The organism is Pseudactinotalea sp. HY160, from assembly GCF_009372055.1.
In the GTDB taxonomy this organism is placed as follows: domain Bacteria; phylum Actinomycetota; class Actinomycetes; order Actinomycetales; family Beutenbergiaceae; genus HY158.
In genome coordinates this window covers 94,855-110,055 of the sequence record NZ_WHMT01000009.1, presented here as the reverse complement: position 1 = coordinate 110,055, position 15,201 = coordinate 94,855, and the positions used below count along the sequence as shown (strand labels likewise).

The following is a 15,201-nucleotide window of genomic DNA, read 5'->3' as shown; positions in this document are numbered from 1 at the left end:
AATATCGACTTATGGACAACTCTAGCGGAGTCGGCGTTCTTGACAAGGCCGCGATCGTTCTGGGCGCCCTGGAAGCGGGTCCGGCGACCCTGGCACAGCTGGTGGCCAGCACCCACCTGGCGCGCCCGACCGCGCATCGGCTCGCCGTCGCCCTCGAGCACCACCGACTCGTCTCCCGCGACATGCAGGGGCGGTTCGTGCTCGGGCCGCGCCTGGCCGAACTCGCCTCCGCCGCGGGCGAGGATCGACTGCTCGCCGCCGCGGGCTCGGTGCTCGTGGCGCTGCGCGACCACACCGGCGAGAGCGCCCAGCTCTACCGCCGCCAGGGCGATCAGCGGATCTGCGTGGCCGCGGCCGAGAAGCAGATGGGCCTGCGTGACTCCATCCCCGTGGGCGCCACGCTCACGATGCTCGCCGGCTCCGCCGCGCAGATCCTGCTCGCCTGGGAGGAGCCGGACCGGCTGCACCGCGGGCTGCACGGCGCGAAGTTCACGGCCACGATCCTCTCGGGGGTGCGCCGGCGCGGCTGGTCCCAGTCGATCAGCGAGCGCGAGGTCGGCGTGGCCTCGGTCTCGGCCCCCGTGCGCGGGCCGTCGGGTCGGGTCATCGCCGCCGTCTCCGTCTCCGGCCCCGTCGAGCGCATGAGCCGGCAGCCCGGCCGGCTGCATGCCGCCTCGGTCGTGGCCGCCGCGAACCGGCTGACCGAGGTGCTGCGCAAGGCCGACGAGGGACTCTAGGGCGCCGTCGGCCCCGCCCGGAGCGCCCCCTCCTCGAGCGCTCGCGCACCCGCGCGCAGGTGGGAGACGAAGGCGTCGATCTCGCCGATCTCATCGGCGCGCCACGTGAGGCAGAACTCGTATGCACCCGGGTCGGCCGTGTAGTTCGCGCCCACTCCCCCGGCCGCGGTCGGAGCGAAGGCGAGCCGGACGATCTCGCCCCGGCCGCCGATCGAGGTGGTCGAGAGCACATCGGTGGTCAGCAGCCGGTAGCCGTCGTCGGCGAAGATCCGCGGGGTGAGCCCGAGCCGGGAGGCCATGGCCCGCAACCCGAACAGGTGCCGGTCGATCCCGTTGCCGCTCTTGCACGCCTTGACGAGGGCCGAATGCGCCCCGCGGGCGGCCTCGAGCTGTTCCGGCGTGGCATCGCCGTCGAGGAGCGCGCCCGCGAGGGCCACCGCCTCGGGCGTGTTCGGTCGCAGGCACTCGGTCCGTCCGGCGAGGTACTCGCGCATGTCCACGGCCTCGTAGGTGCTGCGGACCCGCCCCCACGTGGCGCGCTGGGCGACGAGCATGATCCACTGCATCGCGCCGTCGTGGCTGAACCGCAGGCCCGCCGGTGCGGTGAACGGCACGGTGACCACGCGGACCCGATATCGGCCGGCCTCGGCGCGATACGCCTGCAGGGCTGCGTCGATCTCGCCCCGGAGCCGGGCATCGACCGGCCAGACCAGCTCCGTCGGCCGCCCCGCCGCCGGCGCCTCGACCACCCGGTCGTCGGGCTGCACAAGGTGCGCCTGCGCGACGTGCGCGGCGAGCGTCGCCCCGTCGAGGATCGAATGCTCGACGTGGACGGCGACGAAGCCGTCGACCAATCCGACCTCGACGCTCAGCGGCTTGTACACCCACGCCGCTCCCGGATCGAACGCCACCCGCCGCAGCGCCTCGGCGGTGCCGCCGGTCTCGCCCTCGTCGCCGAGGTCGAGCACGAACAGGGCCTCGCGCAGCCGGCGGTAGGTCTCGGCGCCGGCCGGTTCGGCGCGCAGTCGATCGAGGACGGCCGCGGCGTGCTCGCTGCCGAGGAGGGAGGGGTCGGTGAACGTGCCCGGCGTCGCGACCGAGCGCAGGATCTGCGTCATCGCCGCGGCGAGGGCGGGGCGCGGCAGGGGCCGCCCGGCGGCATCGGACACCGCCAGGGCATGGGCGCGGTTGTGTCGGAGCACGACGATCTCGCGGTGCGCCGGTGACGGGTGGCCCTCGAGGAAGCCGTCCGTGCCGGGACGCGGATCACGGATCCCGCCGGCGAGGTAGCGCCACTGCGTGGGCGTGAGCGGCTCCCCGCGCGGGCTCACCTCGGGCCGGGCCTCGCCCCGCAGGTGACGCAGGTGGACGGCGGCCAGTCGATGGGCGACGTCGGCCGCGAGGTCGACCCCGCGCCTGGTCCGGTCCCACGCGAGCTGGAACGCGACGTTGCCGGCCAGCGGCAGGGGGGATCGCTGCTCGAGGTAGGTGTCCTGCCATGCACGAGTCAGCCAGCTGCGCCCCCGCCGGTGCTCGGCGCGGGCGAATCGCTCGAGCTCCTCCTGGCAGGCCGGACCGTCGGCGTTCGCGAACTCGGTCACGGCCGCGCCCGTGACCGCTCGTTCGTGCGCGGTCTGGAGCGGCCCCAGCGCGGTGAGATAGCGCTCCAGGGTCTGCGCCAGCGGCGGAACGGGGAGGGACTTCATCGGGCACCCTCCGATCTCGGACGGTCACGTCAACGGCTTCACGATACCGCCGCGGCGGGGCCGATTCTCGTGACCCGAGTCTCCCGTCAACGAAGAAAGGCACAGGATCCCTGCTCAGCAGAGATCCTGTGCCTTGTTTGCAGCCCCGACCGGATTCGAACCGGCGCCGCCGCCGTGAGAGGGCGGTGTCCTAGGCCGCTAGACGACGGGGCCATGCAATTTCTTCTTGCCTTCGGAATGCTACCTGACGGAGCACTCTTCACGCGCTGGGGTACCAGGACTCGAACCTAGACTAACTGTACCAGAAACAGTCGTGCTGCCGATTACACCATACCCCATCGGAGTATTCGGTCCGGATCGGACGCCGCGAGGCGCCGTGATCCAAACGTCCTACCGCCGGATGACTCTACCGGAGCGGGGGCCGCGAACCAAAACGAGAGCCGTGAGCAAGCCCACACCTGTGCTCGATCCGCATCAGAGAGCCCCGAGCAGGTCCGGAAGCTCCGTCAGCGAGGTGAGGACCGCCACACCGGAGGCCCGGGCCCCCTCCGGGTCCTCGTCGTGGTGACCACCCCGGCGGCGCCCCGGACGCGCCAGCCACATGCCCCGCAGCCCGGCGTTCATCGCCCCGCGGGCGTCCGTGTCGAGCTCGTCGCCGACGTAGGTCGTCTCCCCCGGCTCGACGCCGAGCCGCCGGCACGCCTCGAGGAAGACCTCGGGGGCCGGCTTGCCGACCCCGAACGTGTCCATCGTGACGAGCAGCGGCAGATCGTCCAGCCCGGTCGCGGCGAGCTTGAGCTCCTGCACGCGCGTCTGGGCGTTCGTGACGACGCCGATCTCGTAGCCGGCCTCCCGGAGCCGGTCGACCGTCGGGCGGGCGTCGGGGAACGGGGCCCAGGCGCCCGCGAAGGCGAGGTCGAAGGCCTCGTTCCACGCCTCGACGTCGTCCGCGCCGAGTCCGGGCAGGCCGAGGGCGCGGCCGATCTCGCGCAGCCGGGCCTCCCGCTGTTCCCAGTAGCCGACCGTGCCGCGGGTGTAGGCGCGGTAGTGTCCGCCCAGATCCTGTCGCCAGCTCGCCAGGGCCACGGCGGACCGCTCCGGGGTGAGGTCCGGGTCGAGCAGCCGGGTGGCCGCATCGATCGCCGCCGCGAACGCCGTGCGGGTGTCCACGAGGGTGTCGTCGAGGTCGAAGACGACGGCCCGGCTCACAGGCTCGCCCGCAGCGCGCGCAGCCGCGCGAGGCTCGAGTCCCGCCCGAGGATCTCCATCGACTCGAACAGCGGCGGCGAGACCCGCCGGCCCGTCACCGCCGTGCGCAGCGGCGCGAACGCGAACCGAGGCTTGATGCCGAGCTCGTCGACGAGCACCGCCTTGAGCGCCTCCTGCTGCGATTCGGCGCCGAAGTCCGTGAGCCCGGCCAGCACCTCGATCGATCGGTCGAGCACCTCGGCGGCCTCGGGCCGCAGCTTGCCGCGGGCGTCGTCCTCGACGATCAGGTCCGCGTCGGCCGTGAACAGGAAGCCGAGCATGCCCGGCGCCTCCCCGAGGAGGGTCATGCGCTCCTGCACGAGGGGGGCCGCTTCGCGCAGGATCTCCCGCTCCCGCTCGCCCAGGCCCGCGTACTCCGGCGCCGAGACGGCGCCCGCAGCGTGCAGGTACGGCACGAGCCGGCCGCGGAAGTCCTCCGGGGCGAGCATCCGCAGGTGGGTCGCGTTGATCGCCTCGGCCTTCTTCACGTCGAAGCGCGCCGGATTCGGGTTGACGCTGGCCACGTCGAACGCGGCGACCATCTCCTCGCGGGAGAAGATGTCGTTGTCCGGGGAGATCGACCAGCCGAGCAGGGCGAGGTAGTTGAGCAGGCCCTCGGGGATGAAGCCGCGGTCGCGGTGCAGGAAGAGGTTCGACTCGGGATCGCGCTTGGACAGCTTCCTGTTCCCCTCCCCCATGACGTAGGGCAGGTGGCCGAACTCCGGCATGACGGTGGCCACGCCGATGTCGAGCAGGGCCCGGTAGAGCGCGATCTGGCGCGGCGTGGAGGAGAGGATGTCCTCCCCGCGGAGCACGTGGGTGATCTGCATGAGCGCGTCGTCGACCGGGTTGACGAGCGTGTACAGCGGCTGACCGTTGCCCCGCACGATGACGAAGTCGGGTACCGAGCCGGCCTTGAAGGTCACCTGCCCGCGCACGAGGTCGGTGAAGGACAGGTCCTCGGCCGGCATCCGCAGCCGCAGCACGGCGGCGCGGCCCTCGGCCCGGTAGGCGGCCTTCTGCTCCTCGCTCAGGTCGCGGTCGTGGCCGTCGTAGCCGAGCTTCGGATCGCGGCCCGCGGCCCGGTGACGGGCCTCGATCTCCTCGGGCGTCGAGAACGACTCGTAGGCGTGCCCGGCGGCGAGGAGCCGGGCGGCGACGTCGGCGTAGATCTCCATCCGCTCGCTCTGCCGGTACGGCCCGTGCGGGCCGCCGACCTCGACGCCCTCGTCCCAGTCGAGGCCGAGCCAGTCCAGCGCGTCGAGCAACTGCCGATAGGACTCCTCGGAGTCGCGGGCGGCGTCGGTGTCCTCGATCCGAAAGACCAGGGTGCCGCCGGTGTGGCGGGCATAGGCCCAATTGAACAGGGCCGTGCGGATGAGGCCGACGTGGGGAGTACCGGTGGGCGAGGGGCAGAAACGCAGGCGAATTGTGCTCATGATGCCCACCAGACTACTGGGCGCGGCCGGCCTCGGTTCCGGCCGTCGCATCACCGAACAGCTGATGGGCGGCGGCGAGCGTCAGGCGTTCCGGATCGGTGCCCGGCAACGCGCCGCCGAGCCAGAGCGTGGCCAGCCCGTGCACGAGGGCCCAGGCGCACTGGCGCGCCTGGGTGGGGCCCACGAGCAGTCGGTCGCCCGGCACGGATGCGAGCCCCGAGTCCAGGAGAGCGGTCGTCCGGCGGCGGGCGTCCGCCAGCGCGTCGTCCGTCGTCGCGAGCAGGTCGGAGCGGAACATGACGCCGTAGTGGCCGGGATGGGAGAGCGCGAAGCGGACATATGCCACCGCGGTGCGATCGAACTCGCCCGCGGCGACCGAGGGTTCCAGGGTGGCGGCGAGGAGGTGGAAGCCCTCGGTCGCCAACGCCGTGACCAGCCCGCGCCGGTTGCCGAAATGATGGGCCGGTGCGGCGTGGGAGACGCCGGCGCGGCGCGCGAGCTCGCGCAACGACAGCGCGTCGACCCCCGACTCGGCCACGACCTCGGCGGCGATGGCCAGGACGCGCGCACGCAGATCTCCGTGGTGGTAGGGCCGTTCCATACGCGCCACCCTAAACCAATCTAGTCACCGCCTAGACAGGCCCGAGGCCCGCGCCGTAATCTAGCCACCGACAAGATACCTCGATCTCCCGGAAGGCCCGCCATGGCTCCACTTCTCGCTCTCGTGGGCGTCACCCTCGTCGGCCGGCTCCTCGGCCGGCTGGGTGTCGACTACCTCGACACCTGGCCGCAGGCGCTCGCCGCGGGGCTGGCGGCGCTGTTCCTGCTGACCTCGAGCGCCCACCTGTTCCAGCCGCGCCGGGCCGGACTGATCGCGATCGTTCCGCCGGCCGTCCCCTTCCCGGCGCTGGCGGTCACGGTCACCGGCGTCCTGGAGCTGGCGGGGGCCGTCGGGCTGCTCGTCCCCCCGGCGTCGGCCGCGTGGATCCGACCGGTCGCCGCCGCCTGCCTCGGCATGCTCATGCTCGCGATGTTCCCCGCCAACGTCTACGCCGCGGGCCGGCGCCGCCACCCGAGCGCGCCGACCACGCCCCTGGGTCGCCGGGCCCTCGTGCAACTGCTGTACCTGGCGGCCGCCGTGGCCGTGACGGTCACGGCCGTGTAGCCCGCCTACCATGGGGGCGGATCACCGAACGACTTCGCCGAAAGGGACCCGGATGCACGGACCGGAGCGCCACTCATGACCGATGGCCACCTGATCGACGCGAGCCCCGACTCGCCCGCGCCCCGCCCGCGTCCCACGTTCGGCCGGAATCAGGCGACGCTCTCGGTCGCCCAGCTGCTCTCCGGGGTCGGGATCGCGGTCGGATTCGCCGTCGGCGGGCTGCTCGCCGAGCACCTGACCGGGAGCGCGGCGTACGCCGGATTCGCCCAGACCGCCTCGATCCTCGGGGCGGCCACGCTCGCCATCCCGCTGGCCCGGCTGGCCCAGCGCACCTCCCGCCGCCGGGCGCTGACGACCGGATTCGGCATCGCGCTGGCCGGGTCGATCCTCGTGCTCGTCGGGGCCGGCACGGGCTCGGCGCCCGTCTTCTTCGTCGGGATGCTCGCGTTCGGCTCCTCGACCGCCGCCGGGTTCCAGGCACGCTACGCGGCCACGGACGACGCGCCCGTACACCGGCGGGCCGTCGCCCTCTCGATCGTCGTCTGGGCGACGACCCTCGGATCGGTCGCGGGCCCGAACCTGGCCGGCCCGGCGGGCCGGCTCGGCCGGGCGCTCGGGGTGGGCGAGCTCGGCGGGCCGTTCGTGGTCTCCGCGGTCGTCTTCCTCCTCGCCTCGCTCACGACGCTCCGGCTGCGCTCACCGGGGCACGCACCCGCGTCGACACCGACCGGCACGCGGACCATCGGCGTGGCCGAGGGCCTGCGGGAGGTGGTCGCCGCCCCGCGGGCGCTGCTCGGCTTCGCGGCCGTCGTGCTCGGCCACACGGTCATGGTCTCGGTCATGGTCATGACCCCGGTGCACATGGATCACCACGGCGACTCGATCACGATCATCGGCCTGGTCATCTCGCTGCACATCCTCGGCATGTACGCGCTCTCGCCGGTGTACGGCTGGCTGAGCGACCGCTACGGCGCGACGCGGGTCATCTGGGCCGGGTTCGCGATCCTCGTCCTCGCCGCGACCCTCGGGCTCGTGGACGACGTCGCCGGCTCCTCGACCCCGCGGATCACGGCCGCGCTCGTGCTGCTCGGGCTCGGCTGGTCGGCCTGCTTCATCGCGGGCTCGAGCCTGCTCACCGCCTCGATCCCCGAGGAGCACCGGGTGCCGATCCAGGGCACGGCGGACGCGGCGATGAACGTGGGCGCGGCCGTGTTCGCCGCGGCCGCCGGGCCACTGCTCGAACTGGGCGGATTCACCCTCATCAACGCCGTGGCCCTGACGCTCGTCGCCGCCGGGGTCACGATCGCGATCCGGTCGACCCGCCCAGGGCGGCTGCGGGGAGCCTGAGGGAGGCTACCGGCGCACGATCGGGTTCCCGAAGCGGCCGATGCCGTCGATCTCGATGTCGACCCGCCGGCCCGCCTCGACCGGCCCCACGCCCGCCGGCGTGCCCGTGAGGACGACGTCGCCCGGCAGGAGCGTGAACACGCTCGAGGCGTAGGCCACCAGTTCCGTCACCGAGCGCACCATGTCGGCGGTGGTGCCGTCCTGGCGCAGCTCACCGTCGACGTAGGAGCGCACGCCCACCCGCCCCGGATCGAAGGAGCCGTCGTCCAGGACCAGGTACGGGCCGAGCGGGCAGGAGGTGTCCCACGCCTTGCCGCGGGTCCACGTGGCATCGGCGCGCTGCGCCTCGCGCGCCGTGTAGTCGCAGGCGGCGGTGTATCCGAGGATCGCCGCGGGGGCCTGCTCGGGCGTGAGGTTCTTGCAGATCCGCGAGATGACGACGGCCAGCTCGGCCTCGTAGTCGACCCGGTCCGCGTAGGCGGGCAGCACGATCGGATCGTCGGGGCCGGCGACCGCGGTGTTCGGCTTGAGGAAGAGCACCGGCTCGGCCGGCACCTCGTTGCCGAGTTCGGCCGCATGCGCGGCGTAGTTGCGCCCCACGCCGACCACCTTCGAACGCGGGATGACCGGCGCGAGGAGGCGAACGTCGTCCACACGCACCCGCGCGCCCGTCGGCTCGGGCGCGGTGTGGAGCGGGTCGCCCCGCAGCACGACGAGTTCTCCGGCGGCCTCGTCGAGGAGGCCGTAGGCGGGGTCGGAACCATGGGCGAAACGGGCGATGCGCATGCCCCTACGGTAGCGCTCAGGCGCGGGCCAGGACCTCCCCGTGCACAACCACGAACCAGCCGTCGTCGTCGGCCGCCCAGTCCTGCCAGGCCGCGGAGATCCGGTCGAGTTCGGCCTGATCGACCAGGCCGGTGCGGATCGCCTTCTCGGCCACCCCGGAGTGCTGCATCCGCTCGGACCACGTGCGGGCCCAGTAGGCCCGCTCCTCCGGATCGGAGAAGCACCAGGTGGAGGCCCCGGCCTCGACCTGGCCGAAGCCGGCCGCGCGCACCCAGGCGAGCAGCCGCCGGCCCGCCTGCGCCTGGGCGCCGTGGGCGGCCGAGACCTGCTGGTACAGGTCGCGCCAGCCGGTGAGCCCCGCCTCGGGATACCAGGTCATCGCGCCGTAGTCCGCATCGCGCACGGCCAGGAGCGCGCCCCGGCGCAACACCCGGCGCATCTCGGTGATCGCGGCGACGGGATCCTTGAGGTGCTGGAGCACCTGGTGGGCGTGGACCACGTCGAAGGAGCCGTCCGCGTACGGCAGCGAATACACGTCGGCCTGCTCGAACTGCACGTTCTCCACACCGCGGGCCACCGCGAGGTCGGCGGCGCGGTCGAGCACCTCGGCGGCCCGATCGATCCCGAGCACCCGCCCGCCCGGCACGTGGGTGGCCAGGTCGGTCGTGATCGTGCCCACCCCGCAGCCGACGTCGAGCACGTCCATACCCGGCTCCAGATACTCCAGCAGGTAGGCTGCGGAGTTCTCGGCGGTGCGCCATGCGTGCGAGGCCAGCACGCTGGCGTGATATCCGTGCAGATATTGCTCGCTCATCTGCTCACGGTAGTACCGTTGCGCACGTTTATCTAAGAAACCGCCCGCGGTTTCCCGATCTGGATCCAGGGGGTCCGAGCCCGTGAGGAACATCCGCGTGGTCGGCATCGACGTGGCACGCGGCCTCGCGATCCTCGGGATGTTCGTCGCGCATCTAGCCATGCCCATGCCCGGCGGGTGGCTCGCGGACGGGCGCCCCTCGGCGCTGTTCGCGATGCTCGCGGGCACGGGCCTGGGGTTCATGACCGCCCGGGCCTACCGAGGCGGGGACGTCGAGGTGGTCGCCCTGCGCGCCGAGCGGGGGCGGATCCTCCGGCGGTCCGCGGCACTGTACGGCGCCGGGGCGGTGCTCATGCTGCTCGGCACCCCGGTCGTGGTGATCCTCGGCTCCTACGCGGTGATGTTCGCGCTCATGATCGGATTCCTGCGGTACCGGCCGGGGGTGCTCCTGGGCTGTGCGGGGGCCGTCATGGTGCTCGCTCCCCCGGTCGTGGCCGGGCTGCGGCTGTGGGTCAACGGCGAGCCGGCCGCCGCCTACGGGCCGCCCGTGCTCTTCGAACTCGCCACCGGCTACTACCCGGCGCTCGCCTGGATCGCCTACCTGCTCGTCGGGCTGGCCGTCGTGCGCCTCGACCTGACGCGCCTGGCCGTGCAGCTGCGACTGCTCGCCGCGGGGGCGGCCGCGGCGGTCGCGGGCTACGGGGGCGGCCTGCTCGCGATGCGGGTGTTCGCGCCCGCTCAAGGCGGCTTCGCCGCGGCGCTCCTCAGTCCCGCCCCGCACACCGACTCGGCGCCGGAGCTGCTCGGCAACGCCGGCGCCGGCGTGGCGGTGATCGCGCTGGCGCTGCTCGCGACGCGGGCGGCCCCCGGGCGGGTGCTGCTCGGCCCGATCGCCGCCACCGGCCGGCTCTCCCTCTCGGTCTACAGCGCCCACATCGTCTATATCGCCGTGCTCGGTTCCGACGCCGTGTGGTTCCCGCAGTCCCAGGCGCCGTTGCTGTGGCTCGTCGTCGTGACCCTCGTGGCCGCGACCGGCTGGACGGCCTGGCTCGGGCAGGGCCCGCTCGAACGGCTCGTGGCTGCGCTGGCGGGACCGCGCCCGCAGCGACGTAGCGTTCCGCTCACCCCGTGATCCGCCGAAGGTCCCAATTACGAAACTCGACCCTCCCGTAAAGTGGGGGCGTGTCTCGCCCAGGTACCCCCATGCTCCGCCTGGCCTTCCTCGTCCCCGCCGGGCTCGCCATGCTCGCGGGTCTGAACGCGGCGCTCCTGCTGCTCGGCGTTCCGGCCCCGGTGCAGGCGCCGGCGTGGGCGGACCTGCACGGCATCCTCATGGTCGGCGGCTTCCTCGGCACGCTCATCTGCCTCGAGCGGGCCGTGGCGCTGCGGCAGGCCTGGGCGTTCTGCGCCCCGGCGCTCCTCGGCGTCGGGGCACTCCTGCTGCTCACCCCGCTCCCGGCGCTGCTCGGGCAGCTCTTCCTCGTCGAGGGGGTGATCGGATTCATCGCGATCTACCTGGCGCTGTGGCGACGCAATCACGACGACGTCGTGCTCGTGCAGCTCCTCGGCGCGGTGCACCTGCTCATCCCGCTCACGCTGTGGATCTGGCTGCCGCTGCCGTGGATCATGCCCTGGCTCGTGGGCTTCCTCGTGCTCACGATCGGGGCCGAACGCGTGGAGCTGGCGCGGCTGGCGATGCCCGCCACGGGCGGGCGCACCCTCGTGCTCGCGGCCACCGCCCTGACCCTGACGATCACCGCCACGCTCCCCTGGCCCGCGTGGGGCGCGCGCGCCACCGGGCTCGTGCTCGGGCTCTTCGTGATCTGGCTCGTGCGCCACGATCTCGCCCGGACCCTCGTGCGGTCCTCGGGGCTGCCCCGCTTCAGCGCCGCCGCGCTCCTGGCCGGCTACGCGTGGCTACTCGTGGCCGCTGCGGCCTGGCTCGTCGCCGGCGATCAGCGCTCCGGCGCGCTCTACGACCTCGTGGTGCACTCGGTCATGCTCGGCTTCGCGATCTCGATGGTCATGGCGCACGCCCCGATCATCCTGCCCGCCGTGCTCCGCCGGCCGCTGCCCTACCGGGCGGTCATGTGGGCCCCGCTCGCGCTCCTGCACGCGGGGCTGGTCGTGCGGGTCGCCGCCGGTGACCTCGCCGGGATCACCGCGGCCTGGCGCGCCGGCTCGGTCGTCAACGTCATCGCGCTGCTGCTGTTCGTGGGCGTGGCCGCCACCTCGAGCCTGCTCGGCCCGCGCGCCCGCCCCGAACCGGCACCCCGAGCCCGGGCGACCCGAGCACAGGTGAGCCGGCCCGCCCCACCCGACCCGACGTCGTCCATCCCCCGGAGTGATTCGTGAGTACTCGTGGCACGTGGTTCATGCGTGACCGGCCCGTCGTCATCTGGCTGTTCGTGGCGGTGCTCGTCAGCCTCGTCCACCCGTTCTTCGCCGACTCCCGGTGGCTCATGGTGCACCTCGTGGCCCTGGGCGCGCTCACCCATTCGGTCATGGTCTGGAGCGTGCACTTCGCCGACGCGCTGCTCAAGACCAAGTCGATCGAGCCGCGCCGGAGACAGTCGCTGCGCCTGGGGCTGTTCCACGTCGGAGCCGTCGCCGTGTTCGCCGGGGTGCCGCTGACGCTGTGGCCGCTGACGATCGCCGGGGCCGCGGCCATCAGCGTCGCCGTCGCCTGGCACGGGGTCATGCTCGTGCGGCGCCTGCGGGTCGCCCTGCCCGGGCGGTTCCGCATCACGGTGCGCTACTACGTCGCGGCCGCGGCGATGCTGCCGGTCGGGGCCACGTTCGGGGTGTTGCTCGCCCGGGGGCTCGGGGACCCGTGGCACGGCCGGCTCCTCGTGGCGCACACGATGACGAACCTGCTCGGCTGGATCGGACTGAGCATCCTCGGCACGCTCGTCACGCTGTGGCCCACGATGCTGCGTACCCGCATGGCCGAGGGCTCGGAGCGGACCTCCCGCCGCGCGCTGCCGGTGCTGCTCGTCGGGCTCGCCGCCGTGATCGCCGGCCCGCTCGTGGGTCTCGAGCCGCTCGCCGCGGCCGGGATCGCGTGCTACCTGGCCGGCGCGCTCGTCGTCTACTGGCCGATCCTGGTCGCCGCCCGCAACCGGCCCCCGTACGCGTTCCCCACGCTCTCGGTCGGCGCAGGCCTGCTCTGGCTGCCGATCGGCCTCGTGACCATGGGCGTGGCCCTGCTCAGCCGCGGATGGACGGCGCTCGCCGGCTCCTACGGGAATCTCACCGTGATCTTCCTCGTGGGTTTCGCCCTCCAGGTGCTCTTCGGGGCGCTCAGCTACCTGCTGCCCGTCGTGCTCGGCGGCGGCCCGTCGGTGCTGCGGGCGACGATGAAGGGCATGGAGCGCTGGGGCACGTGGCGGGTGGTCGTGGTCAACCTCGGCCTCGCCGCGTGCCTGCTGCCGGTGCCGAGCCTCGTGCGGGTCGTGCTCTCGGCCGTGACCCTCGTGGCGCTCGCGAGCACGCTCGTGTTCATCCTCACCGGACTCGCGGCCGGGATCCGGGCGAAGCGGGCGGCCCAGGCGAGCCCGCCCGCCCGGGGCGGGGCGCCCACCCACGACCGGGCCGAGCGCGCCCTCACGCTGTCGTGGTCGCGGCCGCAGCTCATCGCCGGGGTGACGGTCATCGCCGTCGGTGCCGCGCTCGGCGTGGGCCTCGACCCGGCCGCCGCGGGCTTCCCGACGGCGGGGGCCGACCGGCCGGCCGCCGGCGACACGAGTGCGGTGACCGCCACCGGCGAGGTGACCACGGTCGACGTCACCATGAGCGACATGCGCTTCCACCCGGCGTCCGTCGAGGTGCCCGTGGGCAACGAGCTCGTGATCAACCTGACGAACGCCGACGAGGCGGAGGTGCACGACCTCGTGCTCGCCGACGGCGCGAACTCCGGGCGGCTGGCCCCGGGCGAGTCGACCACGCTCGAGGTGGGCGTCGTCGGCGCGGACATCGACGGCTGGTGCTCGATCGTGGGGCACCGGCAGATGGGGATGGTCTTCGAGGTCGTCGCGACCGGCGGCTCCGATGGCATGAACGGCCCGGGTGACATGGGCGGCCCGGGTGGCATGGGTGGCCCGGGTGACATGGGTGGCATGCACGGCGGCACGGGCTCCTCGAGTGATGCGGGTGATTCGTCGTCCCCGATCGACTTCATGGCCCCCTGGCCCGAGGACTTCACCGGCTTCGACCCGGAGCTGCCGCCGCTGGCCGAGGAGACCGTGCACGAAGTCACGATGCGGGTGACCGACGTGCCCACCGAGGTCGCCCCCGGGGTGCGGCAGGTGCGCTGGACCTATAACGGCTCCTCGACCGGGCCGACGCTGCACGGGCGGGTGGGCGACACGTTCAAGGTGACGCTGATCAACGACGGCACGATGGGGCACTCGATCGACTTCCACGCGAGCGAGCTGGCGCCCGACGAGCCGATGCGCGACATCGCGCCGGGCGAATCCCTCGAGTACACGTTCACGGCGAAGCGGGCCGGGATGTGGATGTACCACTGCGGCACGATGCCGATGACCGCCCACATCGCGGCCGGGATGGCGGGTGCGATCGTCATCGAGCCGCCGGGGCTGCCGGAGGTGGACCGGTCCTATGTGATCACCCAGTCCGAGCTGTACCTGGACACCGCGGGTGCGGCGGGCACCTCCGGCGACGGCGACGCCGCCGAGGTGGATGCGACGAGGGCGGCGACCGAGGACGTCGACGCCGTCATGTTCAACGGCTTCGTCAACCAGTACGTCGACAATCCGTTGCAGGCGAGGGTCGGCGAGCGGGTGCGGTTCTGGCTGCTCGATGTCGGACCGAACCGGCCGCTGAGCTTCCACATCGTCGGCGCCCAGTTCGACACCGTGTACAAGGAGGGCACGTATCTGCTCAAGGACGGCCGCGGGCCGCTCGACCCACCCGGCTACGATGCGGGCGGATCGCAGGCACTCGACCTGCTCGCCGCCCAGGGCGGATTCGTGGAGACGGTCTTCGTCGAGGCCGGCCACTACTCGATGATCAACCACGTCATGGCCGATGCCGAGCGCGGCGCCCGCGGGATCGTCGAGGTGAGCGAGTGAGGGACGGGTAGCCTGGCGCCGTGGCCACCAACTCCGATCAGCCGACGTATCCGAGCCTCGCCCGGTTCGACTTCCCGACCGCGCTCGTCGTGGCCGATGCGAGCCACGTGCTCAGCGTCGACGGCGACGTCGAGGGCGTGTACCCGTGGAAGTCGGTGACGAAGCCGCTCGCCGCACTCGCGACGCTCGTGGCGATCGAGCAGGGGCACGTGCGCCTCGACGAGCCCGCCGGCCCCGAGGGGGCGACGGTGCGGCATCTGCTCGCGCACGCCTCCGGACTGCCGTTCGAGGCCGGCGCCCCCGCGCAGGCGCCCGGGCGGCGGAGGGTGTATTCCAATCTCGGCTTCGAGGCCCTCGCCGAGCACGTCGCCGCCCGGGTCGGCATGGACTTCCCCACGTGGGTCCATGTGGCCGTGCTCGAGCCGCTCGAGCTCGACTCGGTCGAGTTCACCGGCAGCGCCGCCCACGCCGCGAGCGGGAACGTCTTGGACGTGCTGGGCCTGGGGATCGAGCTCCTCACGCCCACGCTCATCTCGGCCGAGCTCGGTGCGCAGGCGCGCACCGTGCAGTTCCCGGGCCTGGACGGCGTGCTGCCGGGCTTCGGGCGCCAGAGCCCGAACGACTGGGGCCTCGGCTACGAGATCCGCGCCGCGAAGTCGCCGCACTGGACCGCCCCCGGCGCCGACCCGGCCACGTTCGGCCACTTCGGCCAGTCCGGCTCGTTCCTCTGGGTCGACCCGAACGCCGGCCTCGTGGCCGCCTTCCTCGGGGAGCTCTCGTTCCGGGAGTCCGTGCACGGGGCCATCTGGCCCGACCTCAACGCCGAGATCCTCGAGGCTCACCGACCCTGAACGGGTAGCGGGCAT

13 protein-coding genes and 2 tRNA genes are annotated in these 15,201 nt (G+C 73.0%); 7 read left to right on the top strand and 8 right to left on the bottom strand.

Going from position 1 to position 15,201, the window contains the following annotated elements:
* Positions 1–11: 11 nt before the first annotated feature.
* Positions 12–737: an IclR family transcriptional regulator gene (locus GCG21_RS10310; RefSeq protein ID WP_152909600.1), complete on the top strand. Its 726-nt coding sequence runs from the start codon at positions 12–14 to the stop codon at positions 735–737.
* Here the strand turns inward: GCG21_RS10310 and GCG21_RS10305 are convergent.
* The 6 genes from GCG21_RS10305 to GCG21_RS10280 form a co-directional block, all read right to left on the bottom strand.
* Complete coding sequence (locus GCG21_RS10305) at positions 734–2,443, bottom strand: choline/carnitine O-acyltransferase (RefSeq protein WP_152909599.1); 1,710 nt, start codon at positions 2,441–2,443, stop codon at positions 734–736. The two genes, GCG21_RS10310 and GCG21_RS10305, sit on opposite strands and share 4 nt — an antisense overlap.
* Positions 2,444–2,583: 140 nt before the next feature.
* A tRNA-Glu gene (locus GCG21_RS10300) sits at positions 2,584–2,656 on the bottom strand.
* A 53-nt stretch (positions 2,657–2,709) separates the two neighbouring features.
* Positions 2,710–2,781 (bottom strand) — tRNA-Gln (locus GCG21_RS10295).
* A gap of 136 nt (positions 2,782–2,917) precedes the next feature.
* Positions 2,918–3,652 carry an HAD family hydrolase gene (locus GCG21_RS10290; RefSeq protein WP_370517443.1) on the bottom strand — a complete coding sequence of 245 codons (735 nt, stop codon included), beginning with the start codon at positions 3,650–3,652 and terminating at the stop codon, positions 2,918–2,920.
* Positions 3,649–5,130: a glutamate--tRNA ligase gene (gene gltX / locus GCG21_RS10285; protein ID WP_152909598.1), complete on the bottom strand. Its 1,482-nt coding sequence runs from the start codon at positions 5,128–5,130 to the stop codon at positions 3,649–3,651. Before gltX ends, GCG21_RS10290 begins: the two co-directional genes overlap by 4 nt.
* A gap of 13 nt (positions 5,131–5,143) precedes the next feature.
* Positions 5,144–5,731 carry a TetR/AcrR family transcriptional regulator gene (locus GCG21_RS10280; protein WP_152909597.1) on the bottom strand — a complete coding sequence of 196 codons (588 nt, stop codon included), beginning with the start codon at positions 5,729–5,731 and terminating at the stop codon, positions 5,144–5,146.
* Positions 5,732–5,833: 102 nt separating this feature from the next.
* On the opposite strand from GCG21_RS10280, the gene GCG21_RS10275 reads away from it, so the two are divergent.
* Positions 5,834–6,295 (top strand): DoxX family protein, encoded by a 462-nt coding sequence (locus GCG21_RS10275; RefSeq protein WP_152909596.1) that lies wholly within the window; start codon positions 5,834–5,836, stop codon positions 6,293–6,295.
* Positions 6,296–6,370: 75 nt separating this feature from the next.
* Entirely contained in the window at positions 6,371–7,642 is a 1,272-nt protein-coding gene (locus tag GCG21_RS10270) for an MFS transporter (protein ID WP_152909595.1), read from the top strand.
* A 6-nt stretch (positions 7,643–7,648) separates the two neighbouring features.
* Here the strand turns inward: GCG21_RS10270 and GCG21_RS10265 are convergent, their stop codons facing one another.
* Positions 7,649–8,428 carry a fumarylacetoacetate hydrolase family protein gene (locus tag GCG21_RS10265; protein ID WP_152909594.1) on the bottom strand — a complete coding sequence of 260 codons (780 nt, stop codon included), beginning with the start codon at positions 8,426–8,428 and terminating at the stop codon, positions 7,649–7,651.
* 16 nt (positions 8,429–8,444) lie between these two features.
* Positions 8,445–9,242: a class I SAM-dependent methyltransferase gene (locus GCG21_RS10260; protein ID WP_152909593.1), complete on the bottom strand. Its 798-nt coding sequence runs from the start codon at positions 9,240–9,242 to the stop codon at positions 8,445–8,447.
* Between the two features lie 82 nt (positions 9,243–9,324).
* Here GCG21_RS10260 and GCG21_RS17280 point away from each other — a divergent pair, with 82 nt between their 5' ends.
* The 4 genes from GCG21_RS17280 to GCG21_RS10240 are packed head-to-tail and all read left to right on the top strand — an operon-like array spanning position 9,325 to position 15,186.
* Positions 9,325–10,374: a DUF418 domain-containing protein gene (locus GCG21_RS17280; protein WP_152909592.1), complete on the top strand. Its 1,050-nt coding sequence runs from the start codon at positions 9,325–9,327 to the stop codon at positions 10,372–10,374.
* Between the two features lie 50 nt (positions 10,375–10,424).
* Entirely contained in the window at positions 10,425–11,597 is a 1,173-nt protein-coding gene (locus GCG21_RS10250) for a hypothetical protein (protein ID WP_194165043.1), read from the top strand.
* A complete protein-coding gene (locus GCG21_RS10245; RefSeq protein WP_370517442.1) occupies positions 11,594–14,335 on the top strand; it encodes a multicopper oxidase domain-containing protein in 2,742 nt (913 codons plus the stop codon). The genes GCG21_RS10250 and GCG21_RS10245 overlap by 4 nt, the downstream gene beginning before the upstream one ends.
* A gap of 20 nt (positions 14,336–14,355) precedes the next feature.
* Positions 14,356–15,186, top strand: coding sequence for a serine hydrolase domain-containing protein (locus GCG21_RS10240; RefSeq protein WP_370517441.1), 831 nt, complete (start codon positions 14,356–14,358; stop codon positions 15,184–15,186).
* Positions 15,187–15,201: the final 15 nt, after the last annotated feature.

What these genes read in the sequence shown, in the direction of transcription:
- GCG21_RS10310 (WP_152909600.1), top strand. Translation starts at nt 12, where the DNA reads ATGGACAACTCTAGCGGAGTCGGCGTTCTTGACAAGGCCGCGATCGTT.
- GCG21_RS10305 (WP_152909599.1), bottom strand. Translation starts at nt 2,443, where the DNA reads ATGAAGTCCCTCCCCGTTCCGCCGCTGGCGCAGACCCTGGAGCGCTAT.
- gltX (WP_152909598.1), bottom strand. Translation starts at nt 5,130, where the DNA reads ATGAGCACAATTCGCCTGCGTTTCTGCCCCTCGCCCACCGGTACTCCC.
- GCG21_RS10280 (WP_152909597.1), bottom strand. Translation starts at nt 5,731, where the DNA reads ATGGAACGGCCCTACCACCACGGAGATCTGCGTGCGCGCGTCCTGGCC.
- GCG21_RS10275 (WP_152909596.1), top strand. Translation starts at nt 5,834, where the DNA reads ATGGCTCCACTTCTCGCTCTCGTGGGCGTCACCCTCGTCGGCCGGCTC.
- GCG21_RS10270 (WP_152909595.1), top strand. Translation starts at nt 6,371, where the DNA reads ATGACCGATGGCCACCTGATCGACGCGAGCCCCGACTCGCCCGCGCCC.
- GCG21_RS10265 (WP_152909594.1), bottom strand. Translation starts at nt 8,428, where the DNA reads ATGCGCATCGCCCGTTTCGCCCATGGTTCCGACCCCGCCTACGGCCTC.
- GCG21_RS10260 (WP_152909593.1), bottom strand. Translation starts at nt 9,242, where the DNA reads ATGAGCGAGCAATATCTGCACGGATATCACGCCAGCGTGCTGGCCTCG.